The sequence below is a fragment of the Streptococcus sanguinis genome (genome assembly GCF_050225395.1).
In the GTDB taxonomy this organism is placed as follows: domain Bacteria; phylum Bacillota; class Bacilli; order Lactobacillales; family Streptococcaceae; genus Streptococcus.
In genome coordinates, this window is record NZ_CP071431.1 from 2,403,914 (window position 1) to 2,428,212 (window position 24,299).

Here is a 24,299-nt window from a genome sequence, read left to right on the forward strand (position 1 = left end):
TCACTATTATCCTTCTTTAACCCGCAAACGAATCACCCCAGTTATATCCTGATAAATTTTCACTGGAACATCTATCAGACCAATAGAGCGAATCGGTGAGTCCACCTTAATATGCCGTTTGTCAATTTTGATGCCAAACTGCTTTTGCAGCTCTTCTGCTATTTTCTTGCTGGTAATGGAGCCAAAGGTGCGGCCGTCCGGACCAACTTTTTCAGTAAATTCAACAAGAGTAGCTTCTTCTGCTAACTTAGCTTTAATAGCTTGAGCTTCTGTCACTAGTTCTGCGTGAGCTTTTTCTTCGGACTTTTGCTTACCGCGCAGTTCACCGATAGCCTGCGCTGTTGCTTCCTTGGCTAAATTTTTCTTAATCAGAAAATTTTGAGCATAGCCAGTCGGCATTTCCTTGATTTCGCCTTTTTTGCCCTTGCCTTTTACATCTGCTAAAAAAATTACTTTCATCCTTTTTTCTCCTCGTCTATTATTACTTCCTCTTTAATGACTTGGTCCATAATTTCTTGATTCAGCGACTGAAGGACCTCAGAAACTGTTTTACCTTCAATTTGAGCTGCTGCCAGATTGAAATGACCGCCACCGCCCAGCTTTTCCATAATTCGCTGAACATTGATCTTGCTGCGACTGCGAGCCGAAATAGACACATAGCCTTTGGTGTTCTTGCTCACGACAAAAGTAGCTTCAATTCCTGACATGGACAGCATGGTATCAGCTGCCTTACTGATGACAACCGTATCATAAGTATTCTCCTCTGGACCAGCTGCTACAATGACATTAGGCAAAATCTTCTTGCCATTTAAAATCAGCTCATTAATCGCACGATATTCCTCAAAATTCGTAGCGGAAATATCCTGAATCACAACACTGTCACTACCACGAGTCCGTAGATAGCTGGCCACATCAAAGGTCCGACTGGTGACCCGAGATGAAAATCCTTTAGTATCAAGCATGATACCCGCCATGAGAAGACTGGCTTGCATCTTGCTGAGACGGTTCTTTTTAGAATTCTGGAACTGAATCAGCTCCGTTACCAACTCACTAGCACTGCTAGCCCCACTTTCGATATAGGCAATGACAGCATTTTCTGGAAAATCTTCATCACGACGATGGTGGTCAACTACGATAATCTGACTGAATTGATCAAAGAAATCCTTAGACAGAGTCAGAGATATCTTGGAATGGTCAACCATAATCAAAAGAGAACGATTGGTCACCATATTTACTGCTTCAGAAAGCGGCACCAGATAGTCAGCCCCTTCCTGCTGGAGCTTTGTAATGGATCGTTCAATGTCAGAAGCCATCTGAGACGGATCATAGACCACATAAGCTTTCTCAATGATATTACTAGCAAAGAGCTGCATACCAAGAGAAGAACCCAAGGCATCCATATCCAAATTTTTATGTCCGACTATAAAGACCTGATCCACACTCTTAATCTTATCAGAGATCGCAGTCATCATAGCCCGAGTTCGGGTGCGCGTGCGCTTAACAGCTGACGCCGTTCCTCCACCAAAGAAGATTGGGTTCATGTTGTCATTATTTTCTTTGACAACAGCCTGGTCCCCACCGCGAACTTCAGCTAAGTTGAGGTTAAGCAGGGCTACCCGACCGATTTCATCATGATTGCCATCGCCATAAGAAAAGCCCATACTGAGTGTCAGCGACAGCTCTCGATTTTTAGCTTCTGTCCGAAATTGATCAATGATAGAAAATTTATTTTCCATCAGCTGTTCCAGCACTGTGTAATCCGTAAAAAGATAGAACCGATCCATGCTAACCCGACGGTAAAACATATGAAACTGCTCAGAAAATTCTGCTACGAAGTTGGCCACAAAGCTATTGATATGACTGATGTCCGTGTCTGAAACGACATCTTCCAAATCATCATAATTATCCACCGAGATAATCCCGATTACCGGACGCGTTGTTACCAGACCAACGGTGGCTTCGTATTCATTGGATGCATCAAAAAAATAAAACACGCTGGATGCACGGTCCAAGTAAACCGAATATTTCTTGTCTCCAACCGTAGCATAATGACCAGAGTCTGAATAAGCAGCCTTCATGATATTCTTGAGCATATCAGCATCAAAATCGCCATCTTCGGTTGTAAAAATCAGTTCTGCATATGGATTAAACCACTCTACATCACCATTATCTTCACTAATTTTAATGACACCAACTGGCATCTTATCCAGCAAGGAAGCGAGGCTTCCTTCTGCTTGATGATTGACATAATGAATCTGCTCAATCTCATCTAGCTCGGATACTCTCTGTTGCTGGATAAAAAGCACAATCAAAAGAGCCAGCACAAGCATGAGAGCAGCTAGCATGGCTAAACTATCACCAAAAAGCCTCAGACAGATGGCTAAGATTATAAAGGAAATTAAACCCGCCATCGCCAAGTGAATTGGGGCAAAACGAAATTTTTTCATCATAGACCTCTTATTCCGCCATTTTACCATAAATCCTAGAAAAAAGCGAATTTCTCCCAATAAGTAAAGCATTTAAGAAGGGTAAAGGAAGCGAAAAATAGTCTTTCAAAGTTTACAATCTTGTCAACCCCTTGTAAATTTACACAAAAAGGCTGCTTCCCAAAGGAAACTCAGCCTTTTACAAGAGTTACTTCGCTTGATTTTTAAAAATGCTTCTGGACTTGCCTTCTAAGTAAACCATCAAAATAGAAATATCTGCTGGATTGACACCAGAAATACGACTTGCCTGACCAATCGTTTCTGGATTAATTTTCTTGAACTTTTGCCGCGCTTCTGTCGCAATCGAATCAATATCATCCCAGTCAATATTTGCTGGAATCCGCTTCTCTTCCATGCGCTTCATCTTTTCAACCTGATCAAGAGCTTTGGAAATATAGCCTTCGTACTTAATCTCTGTCTCAATCAGCTCGATAATCTTTTCATCAAGCTCCTCTGCCGCCGGACCAATGAACTGAACTACATCTTGGTAAGAAACTTCCGGACGCCGCATAAATTCTTTGGCAGTTACTGCATCTGTCAGAGGCTTAAAGCCAAGTGCTTCTACCTTAGCGTTTGTTTCCTTAACAGGCTTTAGTTTGATAGATTCCAAACGCTTCATCTCATTATCAAATTGATTCTTTTTAATCTCGAAACGAGCCCAGCGCTCATCATCTACCAGACCAATTTCTCGTCCCATCTCTGTCAAACGCATATCGGCATTGTCATGGCGGAGAATCAAACGGTACTCAGCTCGGCTGGTCAAAAGTCGATAAGGTTCTACCGTCCCCTTAGTCACCAAATCATCAATCATGACTCCAATATAACCATCACTACGCTTCAAAATCAACTCTGGCTTACCTTGGATTTTCAGGGCCGCATTAATCCCAGCGATAATTCCTTGACCAGCAGCTTCTTCGTAACCAGAAGTCCCATTGGTCTGACCTGCTGTAAAGAGCCCTGAAATTTTCTTAGTTTCTAAGGTTGCCCGTAACTGATGAGGCATAATCATATCGTACTCAATGGCATAGCCTGTCCGCATCATCTCAGCATTTTCTAGACCCTTGATGGAGTGAACCAAGTCCTTCTGTACATCTTCTGGCAGACTGGTTGACAGCCCTTGCACATAAACTTCTTCCGTATCACGTCCCTCAGGCTCTAAGAAAAGCTGGTGGCGTTCCTTGTCTGCAAAACGGACAATCTTATCTTCAATAGACGGGCAATAGCGTGGCCCTACTCCCTTAACGATACCTGAAAACATAGGAGCCCGATGCAGGTTGTTTTGGATAATTTCATGACTTTCTGCATTGGTATAAGTCAACCAGCAAGGCACTTGATCTTTCACATAGTCTTCATCACGAGATGTGTATGAAAAATGATTGGCCTTTTCATCACCTGGCTGAATTTCAGTCACATCATAATTGATAGATGACGCCTTAACACGTGGAGGAGTTCCAGTTTTAAAACGACCAATTTCAAATCCTAGGTCACGCAGATTATCTGCTAAAGGAATGGCTGCTAAGCTATGGTTTGGACCAGATGAATACTTGAGATCACCAATAATAATTTCTCCCCGCAAAGCTGTTCCAGTCGTAACAATAACAGCTTTAGCTGCATACTCCTGATGGGTCGCTGTTTTAACCCCAATGACCTTACCATCTTCTACCAAGATTTCATTAATCATGGTTTGCCGCAGAGTCAGATTTTCTTGATTTTCAACAGTCTTCCGCATTTCTTTGGAGTAAACTTCCTTATCCGCCTGGGCCCGAAGAGCCCGAACAGCGGGTCCTTTACCAGTATTGAGCATCTTCATTTGGATATAGCTCTTGTCAATATTCTTGGCCATCTCCCCACCCAAAGCATCTACTTCACGAACGACAATCCCTTTAGCAGACCCTCCGATAGAAGGATTGCAGGGCATAAAAGCCAGCATCTCAATATTGATGGTTGCCAAAAGAACCTTGCAACCCATTCGACTAGCAGCCAGCGATGCCTCAACCCCAGCATGCCCTGCTCCAATCACGATAATATCATAACTTTCAGTAAAATTGTGTGACATTTCTTTTTCCTTCGTTTTTTTTCACCAAAAAAGGCCAAGTCTCCAGAAGTGCAGGACAAAAAAGCCTGCAACATCCATGAGCTTTGACCATCATGACTATTGTTAAAGCTATTTTATCAAATCAAATCGTTTTGTCAATGCAAATCACTATTTGAGCAAGGTCTGCACACTGACGATAATCATCTGTATTCCTATCGAGAATAGTAAAAGTCCCATCATTTTCGTTATAATTTTCATCAAATTTTCTCCCAAGAAGCCTGCAATTTGTTTTGCACTTCTTAACAGGAGATAAGTGATGACACATAGTAGAGCAAAAGCAACTACGGTTATCAGTTGATTCTGCAAACCTCCATTAGCCAGACTTAAAGCAGTTGTAATTGTACCTGGTCCCGCAAAAAGTGGCATTGCAAGAGGAGAAATAGCAATAGACATTGGATCTGAATTTACTGCTTGCTGCTCCATTCCTTTATAGCTGGGTGAATGATTACCATTAATCATATGATAACCGATAACGGCCACTAATACTCCACCAGCAATTCTGAAAGAAACAATTGTAATTCCAAATACTTTAAAAATGAAATCTCCTGAAAAGATAAAAACAGTTACAATAACAAAGGCAATCAAAAGACTCCTAAAAGCAATTTTTCGTGAAATTTTTTGACTATCATCTGCTACTAAAGCCATGTAAGCAGGAAGATTTGAAATTGGGTTCATTATAGCGAAAAATGCCATAAATGCATAAAAAAATTGAGAACTCATCGTTTTTATTTAACTCCAGTTAGACATACTGACAAACCTTGCCATCACGGTAGGCATTGTCAATTAAACCGCCACCTAAACACTCTTCGCCATCGTAAAAGACAACTGCCTGTCCTGGTGTAATGGCGCGCTGTGGCTCCGCAAAGATGACCTCTGCCTTGTCTCCTTTGACATGTACTGTCACCTTAGAATCAGGCTGACGGTAGCGGAACTTAGCTGTACATTCCATAGTAAATTCTTCTGGCATTTCTTTTGTGAAATGAACCTGACTAGCGTCAAGGCTGGTTGACATCAAATTGTCATGATAAAATCCCTGACCAACATAAAGAATATTTTGGCTGAGATCTTTTCCAACCACAAACCAAGGCTCATTATCACCACCATGCTGACCACCAATTCCAAGACCACCTCGCTGGCCAATGGTATAATACATCAACCCAGCATGCTGGCCCATATCTCTGCCTTCCAAGGTCATCATGCGACCCGGCTGGGCTGGTAAATATTGACTCAGAAATTCTTTAAAATTCTTCTCACCAATGAAGCAAATACCTGTCGAGTCTTTTTTCTTAGCTGTAGCTAAACCAGCTCTTTCAGCAATTGCTCGAACTTCTGGTTTTTCTAAATGACCCAGAGGAAACATAGTCTTTTGCAGTTGTTCCTGTGATAGTTGGCTTAGGAAGTAAGTCTGATCCTTATTGTTGTCCTTGCCACGCAGCATGTGAACCAAGCCATCTTGGTCTCTCTTCACCTGAGCATAGTGACCCGTTGCAACGTAATCTGCACCCAGTGTCAAGGCATAGTCAAGGAAGGCTTTAAACTTGATTTCCTTGTTACACATGACATCTGGATTTGGAGTCCTACCAGCTCGGTATTCCGCCAAGAAGTATTCAAAAACACGTTCCCAGTACTCTTTCTCAAAGTTGACAGAGTAGTAAGGAATGCCAATCTGGTCTGCAACAGCTGCCACATCCTTGTAGTCTTCTGTGGCTGTGCAGACACCAAATTCATCTGTGTCGTCCCAGTTTTTCATGAAGATACCAATTACATCGTAACCTTGCTCTTTCAAGAGCAAGGCAGTTACTGATGAATCGACACCTCCGCTCATACCAACAACGACACGAGTCTTAGAGTTATCACTCATTGTGTTCTCCCATCTTTTCGTTATTTCACGATTGAAGGTCGTGCTGTGCTTCAACGATTGAAGGTCGTTTGAGCAAGCCCTATTATAGCACGAAAGGATTAGGAAAACAAATCAGAAATTTAACTAAATTTATTATCTGTAAAGAATGTTTACAACGTTGTAAATTTATTGATTTTCTCGTTTACTTTCCTCTCTAACGAAATTTTATAATATCCATTTTTAATTCATTTAAAAAATCAGCAGAAAGCCCTTAACTTTGTTATAATGAAAATAAAAAATAAGCTGCAAGGAGAAATCATGACTTCACTAAGATTTCAATCTGTTTTTGATATTATCGGACCTGTGATGATAGGCCCATCAAGCAGTCATACAGCAGGCGCCGTTCGTATCGGAAAAATTGTCTCCTCTATTTTTAACGATGAGCCAACAGAAGTAGAATTCCAGCTCTTTAACTCTTTTGCCAAAACTTACCGAGGTCACGGAACTGACTTAGCTCTTGTAGCAGGGATTTTAGGTATGGATACAGATGATCCAGAGATTCCTAACAGCCTTGAAATCGCCCATAAACGCGGTATCAAGATTGTCTGGACGATTCAAAAGAACAGCAATGCACCCCACCCAAATACGACAAAGATTACAATCAAAAATGACCATAAAACAATCAGTGTGACTGGAGTCTCTATCGGTGGCGGCAACATTCAAGTAACAGAGTTGAATGGTTTTTCAGTATCTCTGAGCATGAATACTCCGACCATCATTATTGTCCACCAGGATGTCCCAGGTATGATTGCCCATGTCACCGAAGCTCTGTCACGCTACAATATCAATATAGCTCAGATGAATGTTACACGTGAGAAGGCTGGAGAAAAAGCAATTATGATTATTGAAGTTGACAGCCGCAGCTGTGAGGAAGCTATCAATGAAATTCGTAATATTCCTCATCTGCATAATGTGAATTTCTTTAAATAGGAGAAAATATGTTTTATTCCATCAAAGAATTGGTAGAGCAAGCTGACTTGGATTACCAAGGAAATGTTGCTGAATTGATGATTACTACCGAGTATGAATTGACTGGTCGCGAAAGAGATGAAGTCCTGCGACTGATGCATCGCAATCTGGAAGTCATGAAAGCCTCTGTCCTTCTTGGACTTGATGAGAGCAAGTCTCGCAGCGGATTGACTGGCGGAGACGCAGCAAAACTTGACCGCTATATCCAGTCGGGAAAGACTTTATCAGACCACACTGTGCTGACTGCTGCAAAAAATGCTATTGCTGTAAATGAACACAATGCTAAAATGGGCTTGGTTTGTGCTACACCAACGGCTGGCAGCGCTGGCTGTCTGCCTGCTGTCCTTACATCAGCTATCGAAAAATTAGGCCTCTCAGAAGAAGAACAGCTAAACTTTCTATTAGCTGCAGGCGCTTTTGGCCTAGTCATTGCAAATAACGCCTCAATTTCGGGTGCTGAAGGTGGCTGTCAAGCTGAGGTTGGCTCCGCTTCAGCTATGAGTGCAGCTGCTTTAGTTCTGGCTGCTGGAGGTTCACCTTTTCAAGCCAGTCAAGCTATTTGTTTTGTCATTAAAAACATGCTGGGCTTGATTTGTGATCCAGTAGCTGGTCTGGTGGAAGTGCCTTGTGTCAAGCGAAATGCTATGGGAGCCAGTTACGCATTTATTGCAGCTGATATGGCTCTTGCAGGAATCGAGTCTAGAATTCCTGTTGACGAAGTCATTGACGCTATGTATCAAGTTGGGTCAAGCCTGCCTACTGCTTTCAGAGAAACAGCTGAAGGCGGACTAGCTACAACACCTACAGGACGCAGACTTTCAAAAGAAATCTTTGGAGAATAACTTTGACAAATTTGTCAAGTAGATTTACTAGATAGTAAACAAGGAGACAAGATGAATCATTTGAAATATATCTTCTTTGATTTGGATGGAACTTTAGTTGACAGTTCAAAGGGCATCCAAGAATCTTTTGAATACAGCTTCAAACAACTTGGAAAAGTGTGCCCTGAAGAAAGTATTATCAAAAGTTTTATGGGGCCGCCTCTGGAAGTAAGCTTCGCCTCCGTTCTTGAAGAAAGGCAAGTTCCAGAAGCGATTAACTATTATCGTAGCTTCTATAAGGAAAAAGGCATCTGGGGCGTTCGCCTCTATGAAGGGATACCAGAATTACTGACACAGTTAAAAGAAGCTGGTTATAAAATTTATGTAACAACTAGTAAAAATCAACCCACAGCACAAGATTTATTAGCAAATCTAGCTATCTATGAGCAATTTGATGATATTTTTGGCTCACTGCCAGATTCATTTCACAAAGCAGATGTTCTGCGCCGAGCTCTGCAAACACTAGATGCAAATCCAGAAGAAACCATAATTATAGGTGATACAAAGTTTGATATAATTGGCGGTAAAGAAGTAGGAATCTCAACTCTAGGAGTTCTTTGGGGCTTTGGCAGCCAAAGAGAGTTACTAGAAAATGGAGCAGATTTGCTGGCTAATTCTCCCAAGCATATTTTAAAAATATTGAACGAACACTTTTTATAACTTTACACATTTGTCAATTTAGATAAGATTGTTACCTTTAAATCTTTATCTACACTATCATTTTTTGCTTATAAATTGTCAACTTTATGTAAACTAAAAAACCACAGAAATTGAACTGCACCCCAAAAGTTAGACATAAAATCTAACGATTGGGGTGCTATTTTTATGAAATTGAGTTATGAAGACAAGGTTCAAATCTATGAGCTCATAAAACAAGGTTTAAGCTTTAACCAGCTTTCAAAAAGATTTGGTGTGGATGTTTCTGGACTAAGGTACATGATTCGCCTGATTGACAGGTATGGGTTAGCCATTGTCCAAAAAGGGAAGAATAGTTATTATTCTCCAGAACTGAAGCAAGAGATAATAGATAAAGTTCTGATTGATGGGCAATCTCAGAAACAGACGTCCTTAGATTATGCCTTACCAAATTCTAGTATGATTTCAAGGTGGATTGCGCAATACAAGAAAAATGGCTATACTATTCTTGAGAAAAGAAGAGGGAGACCAATAAAGATGGGGCGTAAACCAAAGAAGACTTGGGAACAAATGACAGAGTTGGAACGACTCCAGAAAGAATTAGACTACCTTAGAGCGGAGAATGCGGTGCTAAAAAAGCTGAGAGAATACCGATTGAGGGACGAAGCAAAGCTCAAAGAGCAACAGAAATCATCCAAGAATTAATCGGTCAATTTTCTCTAGCGACTCTGCTGGAAATCCTTGATTTATCACGGTCAACCTATTACTATCAAGTCAAGCGACTAGCTGCTCAAGAAGATCAGGACATGGCCTTAAAGGAGCTCATTCAAGACATCTATGATGAACATCATGGCAATTATGGCTATCGTCGCATCCATCTGGAACTAAGAAATCGTGGTTTTATCGTCAATCACAAAAAAATACAACGTTTGATGAAGAGGTTAGGCTTAAAAGCCCGTATCCGCCGCAAACGCAAGTATTCATCATACAGAGGGGAAATAGGTAAAAAGGCTGATAACCTCATTAACCGTCAGTTCAGTGCATCTAAACCTTATGAGAAGTGTTATACTGATGTGACAGAGTTTGCTTTAGCAGAAGGAAAACTCTACTTGTCCCCTGTGTTGGATGGTTACAACAGCGAGATTATTAACTTCACTGTGTCACGTTCACCAGATTTGAAACAAGTTCAGAGCATGCTTGAGAAGGCCTTTCCAGCTAAATCATATAGTGGAACAATCCTTCACAGTGACCAAGGCTGGCAATATCAGCACCAATCTTATCATCATTTTTTAGAGAACAAGGGCATTCGTCCATCCATGTCACGTAAAGGGAACAGTCCTGATAACGGAATGATGGAATCTTTCTTTGGGATACTTAAATCTGAGATGTTTTATGGTCTTGAGACATCATATCAGTCCCTGGATGAGCTTGAGCAAGCTATTGCGGATTATATTTTTTATTACAACAACAAACGAATTAAGACAAAACTAAAAGGACTTAGCCCTGTTCAATACAGAACTAAATCCTTTGGATAAATAAATTGTCTAACTTTTGGGGGTCAGTACAAAATCTGTGGTTTTTTTAGTTCTATCTTAGTAACCCCAAGCTGAAAGTCCTTGAGCACTATAGGCGCTATATGCTGATTGGATTTGATCATCAACAGTGGCTGTTGAACCCCAACCTGGCATTGTTTGGAAAAGACCACTAGCACCTGAAGGATTATAGGCATCTACTTGACCATTTGATTCACGGGCAATGATAGCTTCCCAAGTTGATGCAGGAACACCTGTCATTTCTGCCATACGTGATGCTGCATAAGAACCAGTTGCACCAGCGGTATTACCATTGCTAAGTACAAGGCCTCCTGAAGTTGCTGCTGAATTAGCTGTTGCTGCAGGTGCTGCATAATTATTTACGGGAGTTGCAGTTGCTGCTACGCTTGTTTCAGACGTTTTGGCACTATTTCCAAGTTCCAAGATTTGACCAACACGGATGTGATTTGGATCTGCAATCTTGTTTAACTCTACTAATTTCTCAAGAGTTGTATTTTTTTCGTTAGCAATAGCTGATAAAGTATCACCGGCTTCAACTGTATAGGTCTCAGCATTTGCAATACCTGAAACCAAGAAAGCCGCTGCAGCGACTGCACCTGTTAAAGTCCATTTTGCTGTTTTTTTGTTCATTAAAATGTAATTCTCCTTTCGGTGATAATACTATCTTACACATAAAATATTACCAAAAAGTTACATTACCAAGTCAAACGTTACAAGAACATTTAGTTTAGACGTTAAAAACAGACTTTTAGAGCTTTTCCCCAAAATATTTTCTTTGACGAAGTAAAAAATAGACAAGTTTAACTTGTACTATTCTCTAAAAACACTTTAAACAGCAGATCAGTTTTTCAATATATAAAGTAGAATACCTAATATAAGTAAGCTAATAATAGCCAAGCTGTCATTTCTTTTCCATGCTAAACGGCGAAAACGTGTCCGACCTTCACCTCCATTATAGCCACGAGCTTCCATGGCAATTGCTAGAGCGTCTGCCCTTTTAAAACTGGAAGCAAACAAAGGGATTAGAATAGGAATAATAGATTTAACCTTTTGAACAAGCTTTCCCTCGCCAAAGTCAACACCACGCGCCCTCTGGGCGTTCATAATCCGAGTAGTATCATCCATCAAAGTTGGAACGAAGCGCAGGCTCATAGAAAGCATCAAGCCAATCTCATGTGCTGGCACCTTGAAAACCTTCAGTGGTTTCAGCAAAGACTCAACCGCATCGGACAAGCTTAAGGGCGTCGTTGTCAGAGTCAGAAGAGTAGAAAAGAAAATAATCAGAATAAAGCGGCTAAAAATAATTCCAGCCTGTGACAATCCTAGTTCTGTAATTCTGATAAAAGCGAACTGAAAGATTGTGGCCCCTCCAGAGGTTAAAAACAGCTGGAACAAGGTGGTAAAAGCTATGATAAAAACCATGGACTGGATACCCTTTAAAAAGAACTTCAAAGGAACCTTGGACAGCAAGACCAAACTAAAAACGAAAACAAACAACAGCAGATTGGTCACAAGATTATTAGCCCAGAAAATTAATAGAATAAAAAGAAACATCGCCAGCAACTTGCTCCGCGGATCCAAACGATGGATGATTGAATTTCCGGGAATATAGCGACCTAAAATCAACTTATCCATGCAAGATCTCCTTGAATTCTTCAATTGTAATAGGATAATGCGAGAAATTCATCCCTTTCTCCGCCAATTCGTGAGCAAATTTTGTAATCTTAGGAACACCCAATTGAATACTCTCCATAAAATCAAGATCCTGAAAAATCTGAGCAGGCTGACCGCTCTTGACGACTCTGCCCTTATCTAAAACATAGACTGTATCAGCAAAGTTGGCTACATCATCCATTAGGTGAGTTACCAAAACAATGGTCATACCGGCACGATGCAGCTCTTCAAAGAGCCTCATCAGTTCTTTTCGACCGGATGGATCAAGTCCTGCTGTCGGCTCATCCAAAACCAAAATATCAGGTTCCATGGCTAGTATACCCGCTATGGCCACTCTGCGCATCTGGCCGCCAGAAAGTTCGAAAGGACTGCGATTGAACAAATCCTCAGAAATTCCGACTAAGTGCAGCTTTTCACGCGCCAAAGCTTCCGCTTCTTCCTTAGAAACACCAAAATTCTGAGGACCAAAAGCCACATCTTTCAAAACTGTTTCATCAAAAACTTGACTTTCCGGAAATTGAAAGACTAGACCGACCTTCTTGCGCACCTGTTTAATGTCTTTATTAACAGAATCAGCCGTGATGACTGTACTGCCTACTTCAACACTACCCTGATTGGGAACCAGCAAGCCATTTAAAAGCTGGAGAATGGTTGACTTACCGCTGCCAGTATGTCCGATAAGAGCGGTATAGCTGCCGGATTTTATCTCCAAATCCACTCCAAAAAGCGCTGGTCCCTCAAAAGGGGTGCCAGCTTGATAAGTATAACTTACATTTTTGAGAGTAATGCCCATAGTTGATCCTGCAATTCTTTTTCTGTTAAGTAAGAGTCTGGCAGAGAAAAGCCTGACTGACGTAAAGCCGCTTTTACCTGATTGACAAATGGCTGATCCAATCCTAGCTCTTCCAAATCTTCTCGAGAAAAAAGTTCTCTCGGGGTAGCGGTAGATTCAACCTGACCCTCTTTCATGACCAAAACACGGTCGCTTAAGGCTATTTCATCCAAATCATGGGTGATGGAAATGACAGTCAGCTGATTACTATCTTTAATCTTTTTTACCGTCTGGATAAGAGCCAAACGTCCCTCCGGATCCAGCATGCTGGTTGCTTCGTCCAAAATAATAATATCCGGCCTCAGCGCTACCACACCTGCAACAGCTACCCGCTGTTTCTGACCCCCAGAAAGACGAGCTGGTTCACGTTCTCTAAAATCCTGCATGCCGACAAGCTCTAATGCCTGCTGGACTCGCTCTACCATCAGATCATAGTCCAGCCCTTGATTTTCCAAGCCAAAGGCTACATCGTCTTCTACAGTTGCTCCGACAAACTGATTATCTGGATTTTGGAATACCATGCCAATCTGTCTGCGTTTTTCCCAGACATTTTCAGCTGTTAGCTTATCACCTGAGATAATAATATCTCCGCTTTCCGCTTCTAAAAGACCGTCAATCAAACGAACTGTGGTTGATTTTCCACTCCCATTATGACCGACAATAGACAGCCATTCCCCTTTTTTTACTTGAAAGGAGACATCATTTAAAGTGTAATTCTCAGACTCACTATCGTATTTGTACTTAAGATTTCTTACTTCGATGATATTTTCCATATTATTTAAAGGTGTCTTTAAAGAGATAGGCACTTCCCTTGAAGTAGTCATATCCAGAATAAATCGTAAAGATTAAAGCGATATACAGAAGGATTTGTCCTAAGAGAGTCCAATGAATCAGTAGAAAAATAATAGCAAACATCTGCGTGAAGGTCTTGATTTTACCTGGCATAGCAGCTGCTAAGACTGTACCGCCTGTTTCCACTAAAAGCAAGCGCAGACCTGTTACTGCCAATTCCCGGCAAATAATAATAGCTACAACCCAGGCAGGAGCCATTTTCATCTCGATCAACATGATAAAAGCAGACATCACTAAAAGCTTATCAGCCATTGGATCAGCAAATTTACCAAAATTTGTTACTACTTCCCACTTTCGAGCCAAATAACCATCTAGATAATCAGTTATACTGGCAAAAGCAAAGATAAAAGCTGCTAAAATATGCATGATGTAAGAATGACCGAATGTTAAAATCACAACAAATACAGGGATTAAAGCAATTCTAACAAGGGTTAATGCATTTGGAATATTTTCTTTTTTCATGGGATTCCCTTCGTTTTTATCCTTTCGTAATGTTCAAACTAATGGTTCCACTGTCGCTAGTCAAAGCCGAAGTATCTAGTTTTTGTCCCTCTATTGTCACAGTTACTCCTTTAACAGGTGCTAACGTAATAAGATACTTATTGCCTGGCTCAAGAGAAACCGTCTGGCTTGATTTTTCTGGAGATAAGGTGACGCCTTCGGCTAGTTCTGAATCGCTTATGCTTACCAAATTAGTTGTTTGCTCCACAGAAACGGTCACTTTAACAGGCTGACTTGCTTCGCTATACTCAGCAATCAAATTCTCTCCGCTTCCACTAACTGTCAATTTGCTAGCTGAGGAAGAAACTGACTTAGAATCAGCCGAAGAAAAGGAAGTCTTCTGATTGTTAGTGCTTGTAGAGGAAACCAGACTATAATTGCTGTTAGATGCTTTAAAACTTACCGAATTAGTGTGAGCATAGCTCCAAATATAGTATGCCACGAAAGCCGCAATAGCTGAAGCCAACAAGAGAAAATAGAACAAGGGCAGAAAAGAGGTTTTATTTTTATTTTTTCTGCTCCTGAATTCCTCATCTGCTGCCAGTGCCACTTCATCAAAGACAATCATCTCACCAGCTTCGTAAGCCTCCAGAATAATAGATTCATCCAAATCTACAGCCCAAGCATATTTCCGCAAGAAGCTGCGGGCATAGAAAGGACTAGGAAGCAAATCATAGTCATTTCGTTCCAACGCTTCCAGCAAATCCTGCTGGATATCTGTCTTGTTTGACAATTCCTCTAAGCTCAGCCCTTGATTGGTCCGGGCAAGCTTCAACACTTCTCCTATCGTTTTTTTTCTCATACGTACTTTTCCCTTATTTCTATTCTTCACTATTTTAACAAAATTTTAAAAACGATTCTGGAATTATTTTGGAAAAATAGTAAAATCTGTCATATCACACTGATCGATAAAACGATGACCTAGTTTTATCACATCATTCAGGCTGATATCCTGTAAGATTTTTGGCAAATCAAACAGATTCTCACCCGTCAAATGCGGTTCATACTGAGTTGCAATATACTCAAGCGAGTTTAAACCATGCAGAAAATCACCAAACATCTCACTTTTAATCGTATCCAAGTGCTCTTCTGTCACATCCGGATCCTTGTCAAAATTCTTGATGGCTGAGCGAAACTGATGAGAAAGTCCCACCGGTTCCTGAGTGTCCATCGTCAGCATGACAAAGTGAAAATCTTTTTCTACTTCCACTTCCAGCGTTAAAGAATTATCCATTTTCCCACTTTCATAGAGGGACTGAAAACGCTTGGAAGTCCAGCCAAACATCATGGCAAATAGGAGTTTCAAAGTGATTTTATAGCGATACAACTCCGATTCATCAACAAAGTCTGTCCCTCGAATCCCAACTGCCAGTTTTGGACTAGCCACCTCCATTCGGTAGGTGTCTGTTGAAACAACTGGATGAAGGCTAACAGGAATTTTTTCAATAGGTTCCGAACTCCCAGCAAAAACTAGTTTTCCCTGCTGTTCAGCAATCTCTGCAGCTATCTGTTCCAAATCGAAATTACCAATCACAAACAAAGTCATATTAGAAGGATGATAAAAGTTACTGAAATTTTCCTTCAAATTTTCGACGGTAATCTCAGAGATAGACTCTTTCGTTCCTGCAATGTCTTCTGCCAGAGGTGTTTGAGGATAGAGATTGGCCAAGGCTCCAAAAAAGAGACGATAATCTGGATTATCCTGATACATTTCAATTTCTTGGCCGATAATATCCTGTTCCCGCAAAATGGATTCTTTTGTGAAATCAACCCGATGCACAAGTTTTTGCAAAAGCTGTAGGTTTTCTGACATATTGTCCGTTGCAGAAAATAAATAGCTAGTCCGAGTAAAGCTTGTAAAGGCATTACTCTCAGCCCCTAACTTAGTAAATTCCAGCAGCAAATCCTTTCCTTGCGGGCCTTCAAAAAGCTTATGTTCCAAAAAATGAGCTATTCCCGCCGGATACTGAGTGACCTGCTTGGTTTCACGTGAAACAATCCCTGTATCCACTGAACCAAAATTAGTTGAGATAATCCCATAAGTTTCATTAAAATCATTTTTAGGCAGAAGAAAAACACGCAAACCATTTGCCAAGACTGTCTGATAAACAGTTTCTCCCACTGCTGAATAATTGATTTTTTTTAGCACTTCTCCCTGCATTATTTTCCTTCCATAAAGTAAATAGCTTGTAATTTTAAGAGACCCGCTGCTTTGACAATATCATCTTTATGAACCTGTTCCAAAGCTTCCAGCCAAGCTTCAAGAGATAAGAATTTTTTCCCTAAAACAGAAGCCATATAAGCTCTCTCTAAGATTGTATTCTGTCGATCCTGAGCTAACAATACCGAATTTCTCAGCATTTTCTTGGTTTGATTCAGTTCTTCCTGACTAAAATTTCCGCGCTTCAAATCAACAATCTGTCGGTTGATTAAAGCAACTGTTCTAGTCCGATTGCTGCGGTCAATACCAGCGTAAATCCGCATCATGCCTGAAAAAATATCAAAGTTGCTGGAAATCGTATAAGCCAGTCCTTCCTTTTCACGAAGATTGACAAATAATTTCGAATGGGCAAAGCCACCTAGCAAAGCATTTAAAACGACCAAAGGCAGGTGCTCACTCTCTCCGTACTGAATAGGGAAGTGATAGCCCAACTCAATAATTGACTGATGCACGTCCTTCTGCTCCAGTCCTTCTCGCAAAACATTGGAATATTCTTGCTGATAAACTAGCTGAAGTTCTTGCTGGCGAGGTGCAAAATTGAAAGATTGAATTTTCTCCCGAACAGCCACTTCATTAAAGTCCCCAATAAAGAAAAAGTCAATCTGATTTTCCTGAAGCATCTGCTGAAAAGCAGCAAAACTGCTTACAGCTGTCTCTTTCTGAATTAATTCAATCGTCCCAACACGAGGCATCTGCATTTCCTCTTCTTCATAAAAGAGTTTATCTAATTCTCGATGAGCATGATAAAAATGATTCTCAATTTCAGCTTCCAAATCATTCAAGATATTTTTCTTCTCAATTTCAAAAGCAGATTCATCAAAAGCGTCCTGACTTACCAATGGAGAAAACAAGCTAGCTCTCAAAAAATTAAGCATAGCATCTGTTAGGACATTTTTACGACTCAAAAATTTATCCCGCACAAAAGAAAGATTGATATCTAAATAATGGACCAATCCTCTCCTTGAAAGACTCGTAGAATAATCAGCTCCATACAAATTGGCCAAACGTTCTCTGAAGGCCTGCGAAGTAGGATAAACAGCATTGACAGTCTCCAGCATACTGGCTGTTAAAACCCGACCAGCTACTGTTTCTTTGGACATAGGCGCTGAAAAACGAACCCTGATTTTATTTGTTTTAAATTTTTCTGATTGAATAAAATGGAGACGAACTCCTTTAGTGATTTCCATGACGCCCCTCATACTGAATAATATAGACTACTATTATATCATGAAATGCCTCTGATTTGTTTGTTCCACCAAGCTTTTTACTGATTAAAACGTTTTCTGATTTTAGGAGAAAATTTCCATTTTTATCCAAAGCACCTCAGCACTTTTTACTAACAAATATGGTATAATGACAGGGTTGAGGTGAAATATGGAATATAAATTATTTGATGACTACATCACGCTACAAGCCCTTTTAAAAGAAACAGGAATTATCCAAAGCGGCGGAGCAATTAAAACATTTCTAAGTGAATATCCAGTTCTTTTTAACGGTGAGCCAGAAAACCGCCGGGGAAAAAAACTTCGTGTCAATGACAGGATTTCCCTTCCCGAGCAAGGAATTGAAATTAATCTGACAGCTCCTAGTCAAGAAGAAATTCTGCAACACCAGAAAGAAATCGCAGAAAAAAAACGAGTTGCTGAACTTGTCAAAGCCATGAATAAGGATTTAAAAAAATCTCAGACTTCTAAAAAAGAAAAGCGTAAGAATACAGGGCTACCTAAAAAGCAGAAAACTACTAAAATCCCTGTTCGCTTCCCTGGTATCTAATCATGTGGCTGCAATCATTAAAAATCAAGCATTTCCGAAATTATCAGGAAGCTGATATTGACTTCCATCCTGGCTTAAATGTCTTTCTAGGCCAGAACGCACAAGGTAAAACCAATATTTTAGAAGCTGTTTATTTCCTAGCCTTGACAAGAAGCCACCGCACACGCTCAGATAAGGATTTGATTCATTTTACAGAAAATGATCTTCTTGTTTCTGGTATCTTAGAAAAAAAGACTGGTAAAGTTCCCCTTGACATTAACTTGACACCAAAAGGTCGTATCACAAAAGTCAACCACTTGAAACAAAGTAAATTATCAGACTACATTGGAACTATGAATGTTGTTCTTTTTGCTCCTGAAGATTTACAGTTGATTAAAGGTTCCCCCAGTCTACGCCGTAAATTTATAGACATTGAGCTTGGACAAATCAAGCCTGTCTATCTATCAGATTTATCCAATTATAACCATGTCCTCAAACAACGCAATGCCTATCTGAAAGCTAATGACAAAGTTGATGAAACCTTCTTGACTGTCCTTGATGAGCAGCTGGTTGACTATGGCTGTCGTGTCATAAGGCATCGGTTGGATTTTTTGCAAAAATTAGAAAGCTTTGCTCAAGACAAGCACTGGGACATCTCTCAAAATTTGGAAGAATTGACTGTCAAGTATCTGTCATCTATTCCTTTACACCAAATTGACAGTTTAGAAGAAACTTACCGCTCTTCTTTATTAAGCAGCCGTAAACGCGATCTATTCAAAAAAAATACAGGCGTTGGTCCCCATCGTGATGATATTGCTTTTTTTATCAACCAGATGGATGCCAACTTTGGTAGTCAAGGTCAACATCGCAGTCTTGTTTTATCACTGAAACTAGCCGAAATCAAGTTAATAGAAAGCATTACGAAGGAAACACCTATTTTATTGCTTGACGATGTAATGAGCGAACTTGACAATAACCGTCAACTAAAATTATTAGAAACTATCTCTCAGGATATTCAAACTTTCATTACCACAACAACTTTAGAACATTTAAAGAATCTTCCCCAAGATATTAAAATTTTCACCATTCAGCAAGGACAAATTATATCTCAATCCTAGCATTACATGAGATTTACGTTTTTGTAAATTTCATTTACAAAATATTGCTTATAGTGTAAACGAATTATATCGAATTGTTGTTAGAACAGCTTTTATAGCCTTTTAGATTGTAAAAGTATGTCAATTTAAATCGTAAATTTAAAAAGAGGTTAGGAAAAATTCCCGACCTCGTTTTATTTTTTATTGAACTGAATAGTTAGGGGCTTCATTTGTAATTTGCACATCATGAGGGTGGCTTTCCTTCAATCCAGCACCACTCATCTCAATAAACTGAGCATTATCGTGAAGTTCTTGCAGATTTGCAGCACCAACATAGCCCATTCCAGAGCGGATACCACCCAGCATCTGGAAGACAATATCTGCAGCAGCTCCCTTGTACGCCACGCGGCCTTCAATTCCTTCTGGAACTAACTTATTAGCTTCATTAACAGACCCTTGGAAGTAACGGTCACTAGAGCCCTTCTTCATAGCGGCGATGGATCCCATACCACGGTAAGTCTTAAATTTCCGACCTTGGAAGATTTCCGTCTCGCCTGGCGCTTCGTCTGTTCCTGCAAACATTGAACCCAGCATAACAGCATTTCCACCTGCAGCCAAGGCCTTAACAATATCTCCAGAATATTTAATCCCACCATCAGCAATGATGGTTTTTCCATATTCACGCGCCACAGCAGCTGCATCATAAATAGCAGTTACTTGAGGAACACCAACACCAGCAATGACACGGGTTGTACAGATAGAACCAGGACCAATTCCGACCTTAACAACATCCACACCTGCATCAAAAAGTGCACGCGCACCCTCAGCAGTTGCAATATTTCCAGCAATCAAGGTGCGATCAGGGAAATGAGCACGAATCTCAGCAATCTTGCGCAAAACTCCAGCTGAGTGGCCATGAGCAGTATCAATAACAATCGCATCTGCACCCGCTTCAAAGAGAGCTTCTGCACGTTCAAAAGTATCTGAAGTAACACCGACAGCACCAGCGACCAAAAGACGACCAAATTCATCTTTAGCAGCATTTGGAAACTCAATAACCTTTTCAATATCTTTAATGGTAATCAAACCTGAAAGGCAGCCCTTATCATCAACCAAAGGCAACTTTTCAATCCGGTGCTCCTGTAAAATGCGCTCTGCTGTTCCTAAATCTGTACCAACAGGCGCCGTTACAAGATTCTCACTGGTCATATGACGAGAAATAGGTTGATCATAGTCAGAAATAAAACGCAAATCACGATTAGTTAGAATCCCTACTAACTTACGATTTTCAAGAGTTTCTACAACAGGAACACCACTGATGCGGTAACGTCCCATTAGCTCATCTGCTTCAGCAATCGTATGCTCTGGCGTTAGGAAAAAAGGATCAATAATAACGCCATTCTCAGAACGTTTAACCTTTCGAACTTCATCGGCCTGTTGCTCAATAGACATATTTTTGTGGATAACTCCAAGACCACCGGCACGGGCAATAGCGATAGCCATCTGACTCTCTGTAACAGTGTCCATAGCGGCAGTAATAATTGGGATATTCAAGGTCAGATTCTCAGCAAGCTTGGTACTCAAATCAGCATCGTTGGGCAGTACATGGCTTTCAGCTGGAATCAGCAGCACATCATCAAAGGTAAAACCTTTTTTCAAAAATTTAGTGTCCCAGTTAGACATCCACAGTTTCCTCTTTTCCTTCTTATTTGAACTAATACCCAAAGAAAATTGAAGTTCAGATTTCTTTGAATAAGAGCTGGTTTTTTTGTTGTTAATATCATACCATTCTATAGGAAATTGTCAATCATTATTATACAAAAAATAAAAACCATCATTTTTAAAACTAAAAACGATAGTTTTTGTGATTTATAATCAATAATGTTCGTTATTTAAAATAATTAATCCCCATCGCAGACTTCACTTCCGAAAGAGTCTGAGAGGCAGTCTGACGTGCCTTATCGCATCCTTCTTGCAGCATCTGATAGACTTGTCCCATGTCTTTAGCAAACTCCACACGACGCTCACGAATCGGACCTAACTCTCGCTCTAAAATTTCTAACAGATAGCGTTTGGTTTTGACATCTCCCAGACCACCTCTTTGATAATGCTCTTTCATTGCAGCAATATCAGCAGCATCTTCGGGGCGGCCAAAAACATCCAGATAATGAAAGACCATATTTCCCTCAACTTTTCCAGGATCTTCCACTCTGATATGATTAGGATCTGTATACATGCTCATAACTTTCTTTTGCAGAATATCCATATCATCTGACAGATAAATGCCATTATTGAGAGACTTAGACATCTTAGCATTGCCATCCAAACCAGGCAAACGTCCAGCTGCTTCATTTTCAGGATAAATCCCTTCCGGTTCTACCAAAACATCTGTCTGATAAGCATTGTTAAAGGAGCGAACAATCTCCCGAGTTTGCTCAATCATAGGTTTTTGATCATGTCCGACTGGTACATAATTAGCTTTAAAAGCAGTGATATCTGCTGCCTGAGAAATTGGATAAACTAAAAATCCAGTCGGCAAACTTTCACCAAATCCTTTTTGCGCAATCTCTGTCTTGACAGTAGGATTACGCTCAAGACGAGCTAATGACACCAAATTCATATAATACATTGACAACTCTGCCAACTCAGGAATCTGACTTTGAATAAAGATAGTTACTTTTTCAGGATCCAATCCAGCCGCTAGATAATCTAAAGCTACATTACCAATAGACTCAACAATTGTCTGAGGATCCTTTGCATGATCAGTCAAAGCTTGCTGATCTGCCAAAAATACGAACATCTCATATTTACCTTGATCCTGCAAAAGCACGCGATTCCGTAAACTTCCTACATAATGACCAATATGCAATTTTCCTGTCGGACGATCTCCTGTTAAAATAATTGGTTTAGTCATTTATTACTCCTCAATTTATAATGAGTTCATTATATCATTTTCAATGAAAATGAGAAAGAAGTTTCTAGAAAAAAGCGAAAAATCCAGTTTTTACAGCTTGATTGACATCCCTTTACAGTATTTGTAAACTTAATTGACAAACTATTCTGGCTGTAAAACCTAAAAGTCTTAGTTCATTCTAATCTCCTTTTTTCTTTTGGCTTCGTTTTTTACTTTTTATCTCAGAATTATTTGAAAAAAGTTCTGTTTTCTAGTAAAATGAAGAAGATTATATATATAGGAGAAAGACATTGCTTACAGTATCAGATGTATCACTGCGTTTCAGTGACCGAAAATTGTTTGATGAAGTCAACATCAAATTTACAGAAGGAAATACTTATGGATTGATTGGAGCTAACGGCGCTGGAAAATCAACCTTTTTAAAAATTTTAGCTGGCGATATAGAGCCAACAACAGGCCACATTTCTCTAGGACCAAATGAACGTCTTTCAGTCCTTCGCCAGAACCACTTTGACTATGAAGAAGAACGGGCTATTGATGTTGTAATCATGGGAAATGAGCATCTCTACAATATTATGAAAGAAAAAGATGCTATTTATATGAAGCCTGATTTTTCTGATGAAGATGGTGTACGTGCGGCCGAGCTTGAGGGAGAGTTTGCTGAACTAGGGGGCTGGGAAGCTGAAAGTGAAGCCTCTCAATTATTGCAAAATCTGAATATCCCGGAAGATCTTCACTACCAAAATATGAGCGAGCTCTCTAACGGAGACAAAGTCAAAGTACTCTTAGCCAAAGCCCTTTTTGGTAAACCTGATGTCTTGCTTCTGGACGAGCCAACTAACGGTTTGGATATTCAGTCTATTACTTGGTTGGAAGACTTTCTTATCGATTTTGACAATACAGTTATTGTTGTATCCCACGACCGTCACTTTCTGAATAAAGTCTGCACTCATATGGCCGACCTTGACTTTGGAAAAATCAAACTCTATGTCGGAAACTATGATTTCTGGAAAGAATCAAGTGAACTTGCGGCTAAGCTGCTCGCTGACCGAAATGCCAAAGCAGAAGAAAAAATCAAGCAACTTCAAGAATTTGTTGCTCGCTTTTCTGCCAATGCTTCAAAATCAAAACAAGCAACTTCTCGTAAAAAGATGCTTGACAAGATTGAATTAGAAGAAATTGTTCCATCTAGCCGTAAATACCCATTTATCAGCTTTAAAGCAGAACGTGAAATCGGTAATGATCTCTTGACAGTGGAAAACCTTTCTGTCAAGATAGACGGAGAAATTATTCTTGATAATATTAACTTCATTTTACGTCCTGGCGATAAAACAGCTTTGATCGGCCAAAATGATATCCAAACAACTGCTTTAATTCGTGCCTTGATGGGTGATATTGAGTATGAAGGAACTGTCAAGTGGGGTGTCACAACCAGTCAATCTTACCTGCCAAAAGATAATTCTCGTGACTTTGCTAGTGGCGAATCAATCCTTGACTGGCTGCGTCAATTTGCTAGCAAAGAAGAGGATGACAATACTTTCCTCCGAGGTTTTCTTGGCCGTATGCTCTTCTCTGGAGATGAGGTTAACAAGTCTGTCAATGTTTTGTCAGGAGGAGAAAAAGTTCGGGTTATGTTATCTAAGCTGATGTTGCTTAAATCCAACGTTTTAGTCTTAGACGATCCAACCAATCACTTAGATTTGGAATCAATCTCCAGCTTAAATGATGGATTGAAAAACTTCAAAGGATCCATTATTTTTGCCAGTCACGACCATGAATTTATTCAAACCTTGGCCAACCATATCATTGTCTTATCTAAAAACGGTGTCATTGACCGCATTGACGAAACCTATGATGAATTCTTGGAAAATCAAGAAGTTCAGGCAAAAGTCAAGGAACTTTGGAAAGATTAATTCCTTGTCAAATTACGTTTACA

At 40.1% G+C, this 24,299-nt stretch carries 22 protein-coding genes; 7 read left to right on the forward strand and 15 right to left on the reverse strand.

Annotated features, from left to right (window positions below):
• Positions 1-6: 6 nt before the first annotated feature.
• From rplI to mnmA, 5 genes are all read right to left on the reverse strand, one after another.
• On the reverse strand, positions 7-459 hold the full coding sequence (gene rplI, locus J1C81_RS11820) for a 50S ribosomal protein L9 (protein ID WP_004189365.1): 453 nt from the start codon (positions 457-459) through the stop codon (positions 7-9).
• The gene (locus J1C81_RS11825) at positions 456-2,477 is read right to left on the reverse strand and encodes a DHH family phosphoesterase (protein ID WP_032909870.1); all 2,022 of its coding nucleotides are present in this window, start codon (positions 2,475-2,477) and stop codon (positions 456-458) included. Before J1C81_RS11825 ends, rplI begins: the two co-directional genes overlap by 4 nt.
• Positions 2,478-2,634: 157 nt before the next feature.
• Complete coding sequence (gene mnmG, locus J1C81_RS11830; protein WP_004189359.1) at positions 2,635-4,542, reverse strand: tRNA uridine-5-carboxymethylaminomethyl(34) synthesis enzyme MnmG; 1,908 nt, start codon at positions 4,540-4,542, stop codon at positions 2,635-2,637.
• 147 nt (positions 4,543-4,689) lie between these two features.
• The gene (locus tag J1C81_RS11835; RefSeq protein WP_004189356.1) at positions 4,690-5,301 is read right to left on the reverse strand and encodes a MarC family protein; all 612 of its coding nucleotides are present in this window, start codon (positions 5,299-5,301) and stop codon (positions 4,690-4,692) included.
• Positions 5,302-5,320: 19 nt separating this feature from the next.
• Positions 5,321-6,466 carry a tRNA 2-thiouridine(34) synthase MnmA gene (gene mnmA, locus J1C81_RS11840; RefSeq protein WP_268869252.1) on the reverse strand — a complete coding sequence of 382 codons (1,146 nt, stop codon included), beginning with the start codon at positions 6,464-6,466 and terminating at the stop codon, positions 5,321-5,323.
• Positions 6,467-6,739: 273 nt separating this feature from the next.
• On the opposite strand from mnmA, the gene sdaAB reads away from it, so the two are divergent.
• The 4 genes from sdaAB (at position 6,740) to J1C81_RS11860 (ending at position 10,502) form a co-directional block, all read left to right on the forward strand.
• The gene (sdaAB, locus tag J1C81_RS11845; protein WP_032909856.1) at positions 6,740-7,411 is read left to right on the forward strand and encodes an L-serine ammonia-lyase, iron-sulfur-dependent subunit beta; all 672 of its coding nucleotides are present in this window, start codon (positions 6,740-6,742) and stop codon (positions 7,409-7,411) included.
• 8 nt (positions 7,412-7,419) lie between these two features.
• A complete protein-coding gene (gene sdaAA, locus J1C81_RS11850) occupies positions 7,420-8,292 on the forward strand; it encodes an L-serine ammonia-lyase, iron-sulfur-dependent, subunit alpha (protein ID WP_004189348.1) in 873 nt (290 codons plus the stop codon).
• 51 nt (positions 8,293-8,343) lie between these two features.
• Positions 8,344-8,991, forward strand: coding sequence for an HAD family hydrolase (locus tag J1C81_RS11855; RefSeq protein WP_004189346.1), 648 nt, complete (start codon positions 8,344-8,346; stop codon positions 8,989-8,991).
• Positions 8,992-9,156: 165 nt separating this feature from the next.
• Positions 9,157-10,502 (forward strand): IS3 family transposase gene (locus J1C81_RS11860; RefSeq protein ID WP_173334392.1). Its coding sequence is split into 2 segments (ribosomal slippage): positions 9,157-9,607 and positions 9,607-10,502, totalling 1,347 coding nucleotides; the frame shifts between segments, so codons are not numbered across the junction.
• Positions 10,503-10,559: 57 nt separating this feature from the next.
• On the opposite strand, the gene J1C81_RS11865 is transcribed toward J1C81_RS11860, so the two are convergent.
• The 8 genes from J1C81_RS11865 to yfmF all read right to left on the reverse strand — a co-directional run bounded on the left by J1C81_RS11865 (position 10,560) and on the right by yfmF (position 17,787).
• On the reverse strand, positions 10,560-11,150 hold the full coding sequence (locus J1C81_RS11865) for a LysM peptidoglycan-binding domain-containing protein (protein WP_002894257.1): 591 nt from the start codon (positions 11,148-11,150) through the stop codon (positions 10,560-10,562).
• Between the two features lie 210 nt (positions 11,151-11,360).
• Positions 11,361-12,155, reverse strand: coding sequence for an energy-coupling factor transporter transmembrane component T family protein (locus J1C81_RS11870; RefSeq protein WP_004189343.1), 795 nt, complete (start codon positions 12,153-12,155; stop codon positions 11,361-11,363).
• Positions 12,148-12,987, reverse strand: coding sequence for an energy-coupling factor ABC transporter ATP-binding protein (locus tag J1C81_RS11875; protein WP_004189340.1), 840 nt, complete (start codon positions 12,985-12,987; stop codon positions 12,148-12,150). The genes J1C81_RS11870 and J1C81_RS11875 overlap by 8 nt, the downstream gene beginning before the upstream one ends.
• A complete protein-coding gene (locus tag J1C81_RS11880) occupies positions 12,963-13,799 on the reverse strand; it encodes an energy-coupling factor ABC transporter ATP-binding protein (protein ID WP_004189339.1) in 837 nt (278 codons plus the stop codon). Before J1C81_RS11880 ends, J1C81_RS11875 begins: the two co-directional genes overlap by 25 nt.
• A gap of 1 nt (position 13,800) precedes the next feature.
• A complete protein-coding gene (pgsA, locus tag J1C81_RS11885) occupies positions 13,801-14,340 on the reverse strand; it encodes a CDP-diacylglycerol--glycerol-3-phosphate 3-phosphatidyltransferase (protein WP_004189336.1) in 540 nt (179 codons plus the stop codon).
• A 16-nt stretch (positions 14,341-14,356) separates the two neighbouring features.
• Positions 14,357-15,211 (reverse strand): cytoskeleton protein RodZ, encoded by an 855-nt coding sequence (rodZ, locus tag J1C81_RS11890; RefSeq protein ID WP_004189333.1) that lies wholly within the window; start codon positions 15,209-15,211, stop codon positions 14,357-14,359.
• A 33-nt stretch (positions 15,212-15,244) separates the two neighbouring features.
• A complete protein-coding gene (gene yfmH / locus J1C81_RS11895; protein WP_004189330.1) occupies positions 15,245-16,540 on the reverse strand; it encodes an EF-P 5-aminopentanol modification-associated protein YfmH in 1,296 nt (431 codons plus the stop codon).
• Positions 16,540-17,787 carry an EF-P 5-aminopentanol modification-associated protein YfmF gene (yfmF, locus tag J1C81_RS11900; protein ID WP_328284759.1) on the reverse strand — a complete coding sequence of 416 codons (1,248 nt, stop codon included), beginning with the start codon at positions 17,785-17,787 and terminating at the stop codon, positions 16,540-16,542. The genes yfmH and yfmF overlap by 1 nt, the downstream gene beginning before the upstream one ends.
• A 187-nt stretch (positions 17,788-17,974) precedes the next feature.
• On the opposite strand from yfmF, the gene yaaA reads away from it, so the two are divergent.
• Both yaaA and recF read left to right on the forward strand, forming a co-directional pair.
• Complete coding sequence (gene yaaA, locus J1C81_RS11905; protein ID WP_004189323.1) at positions 17,975-18,373, forward strand: S4 domain-containing protein YaaA; 399 nt, start codon at positions 17,975-17,977, stop codon at positions 18,371-18,373.
• Positions 18,374-18,375: 2 nt separating this feature from the next.
• Complete coding sequence (gene recF / locus J1C81_RS11910) at positions 18,376-19,470, forward strand: DNA replication/repair protein RecF (RefSeq protein WP_004189320.1); 1,095 nt, start codon at positions 18,376-18,378, stop codon at positions 19,468-19,470.
• Between the two features lie 180 nt (positions 19,471-19,650).
• Here recF and guaB read toward each other — a convergent pair whose 3' ends face one another.
• Together guaB and trpS are read right to left on the reverse strand one after the other, a co-directional pair.
• Positions 19,651-21,132, reverse strand: a complete 1,482-nt coding sequence (gene guaB / locus J1C81_RS11915; protein WP_032908038.1) for an IMP dehydrogenase — start codon at positions 21,130-21,132, stop codon at positions 19,651-19,653.
• 205 nt (positions 21,133-21,337) lie between these two features.
• Complete coding sequence (gene trpS / locus J1C81_RS11920) at positions 21,338-22,363, reverse strand: tryptophan--tRNA ligase (protein ID WP_004184986.1); 1,026 nt, start codon at positions 22,361-22,363, stop codon at positions 21,338-21,340.
• Positions 22,364-22,653: 290 nt separating this feature from the next.
• Here trpS and J1C81_RS11925 point away from each other — a divergent pair, with 290 nt between their 5' ends.
• Entirely contained in the window at positions 22,654-24,276 is a 1,623-nt protein-coding gene (locus tag J1C81_RS11925) for an ATP-binding cassette domain-containing protein (RefSeq protein WP_004189317.1), read from the forward strand.
• The last annotated feature ends 23 nt before the right edge of the window (positions 24,277-24,299 follow it).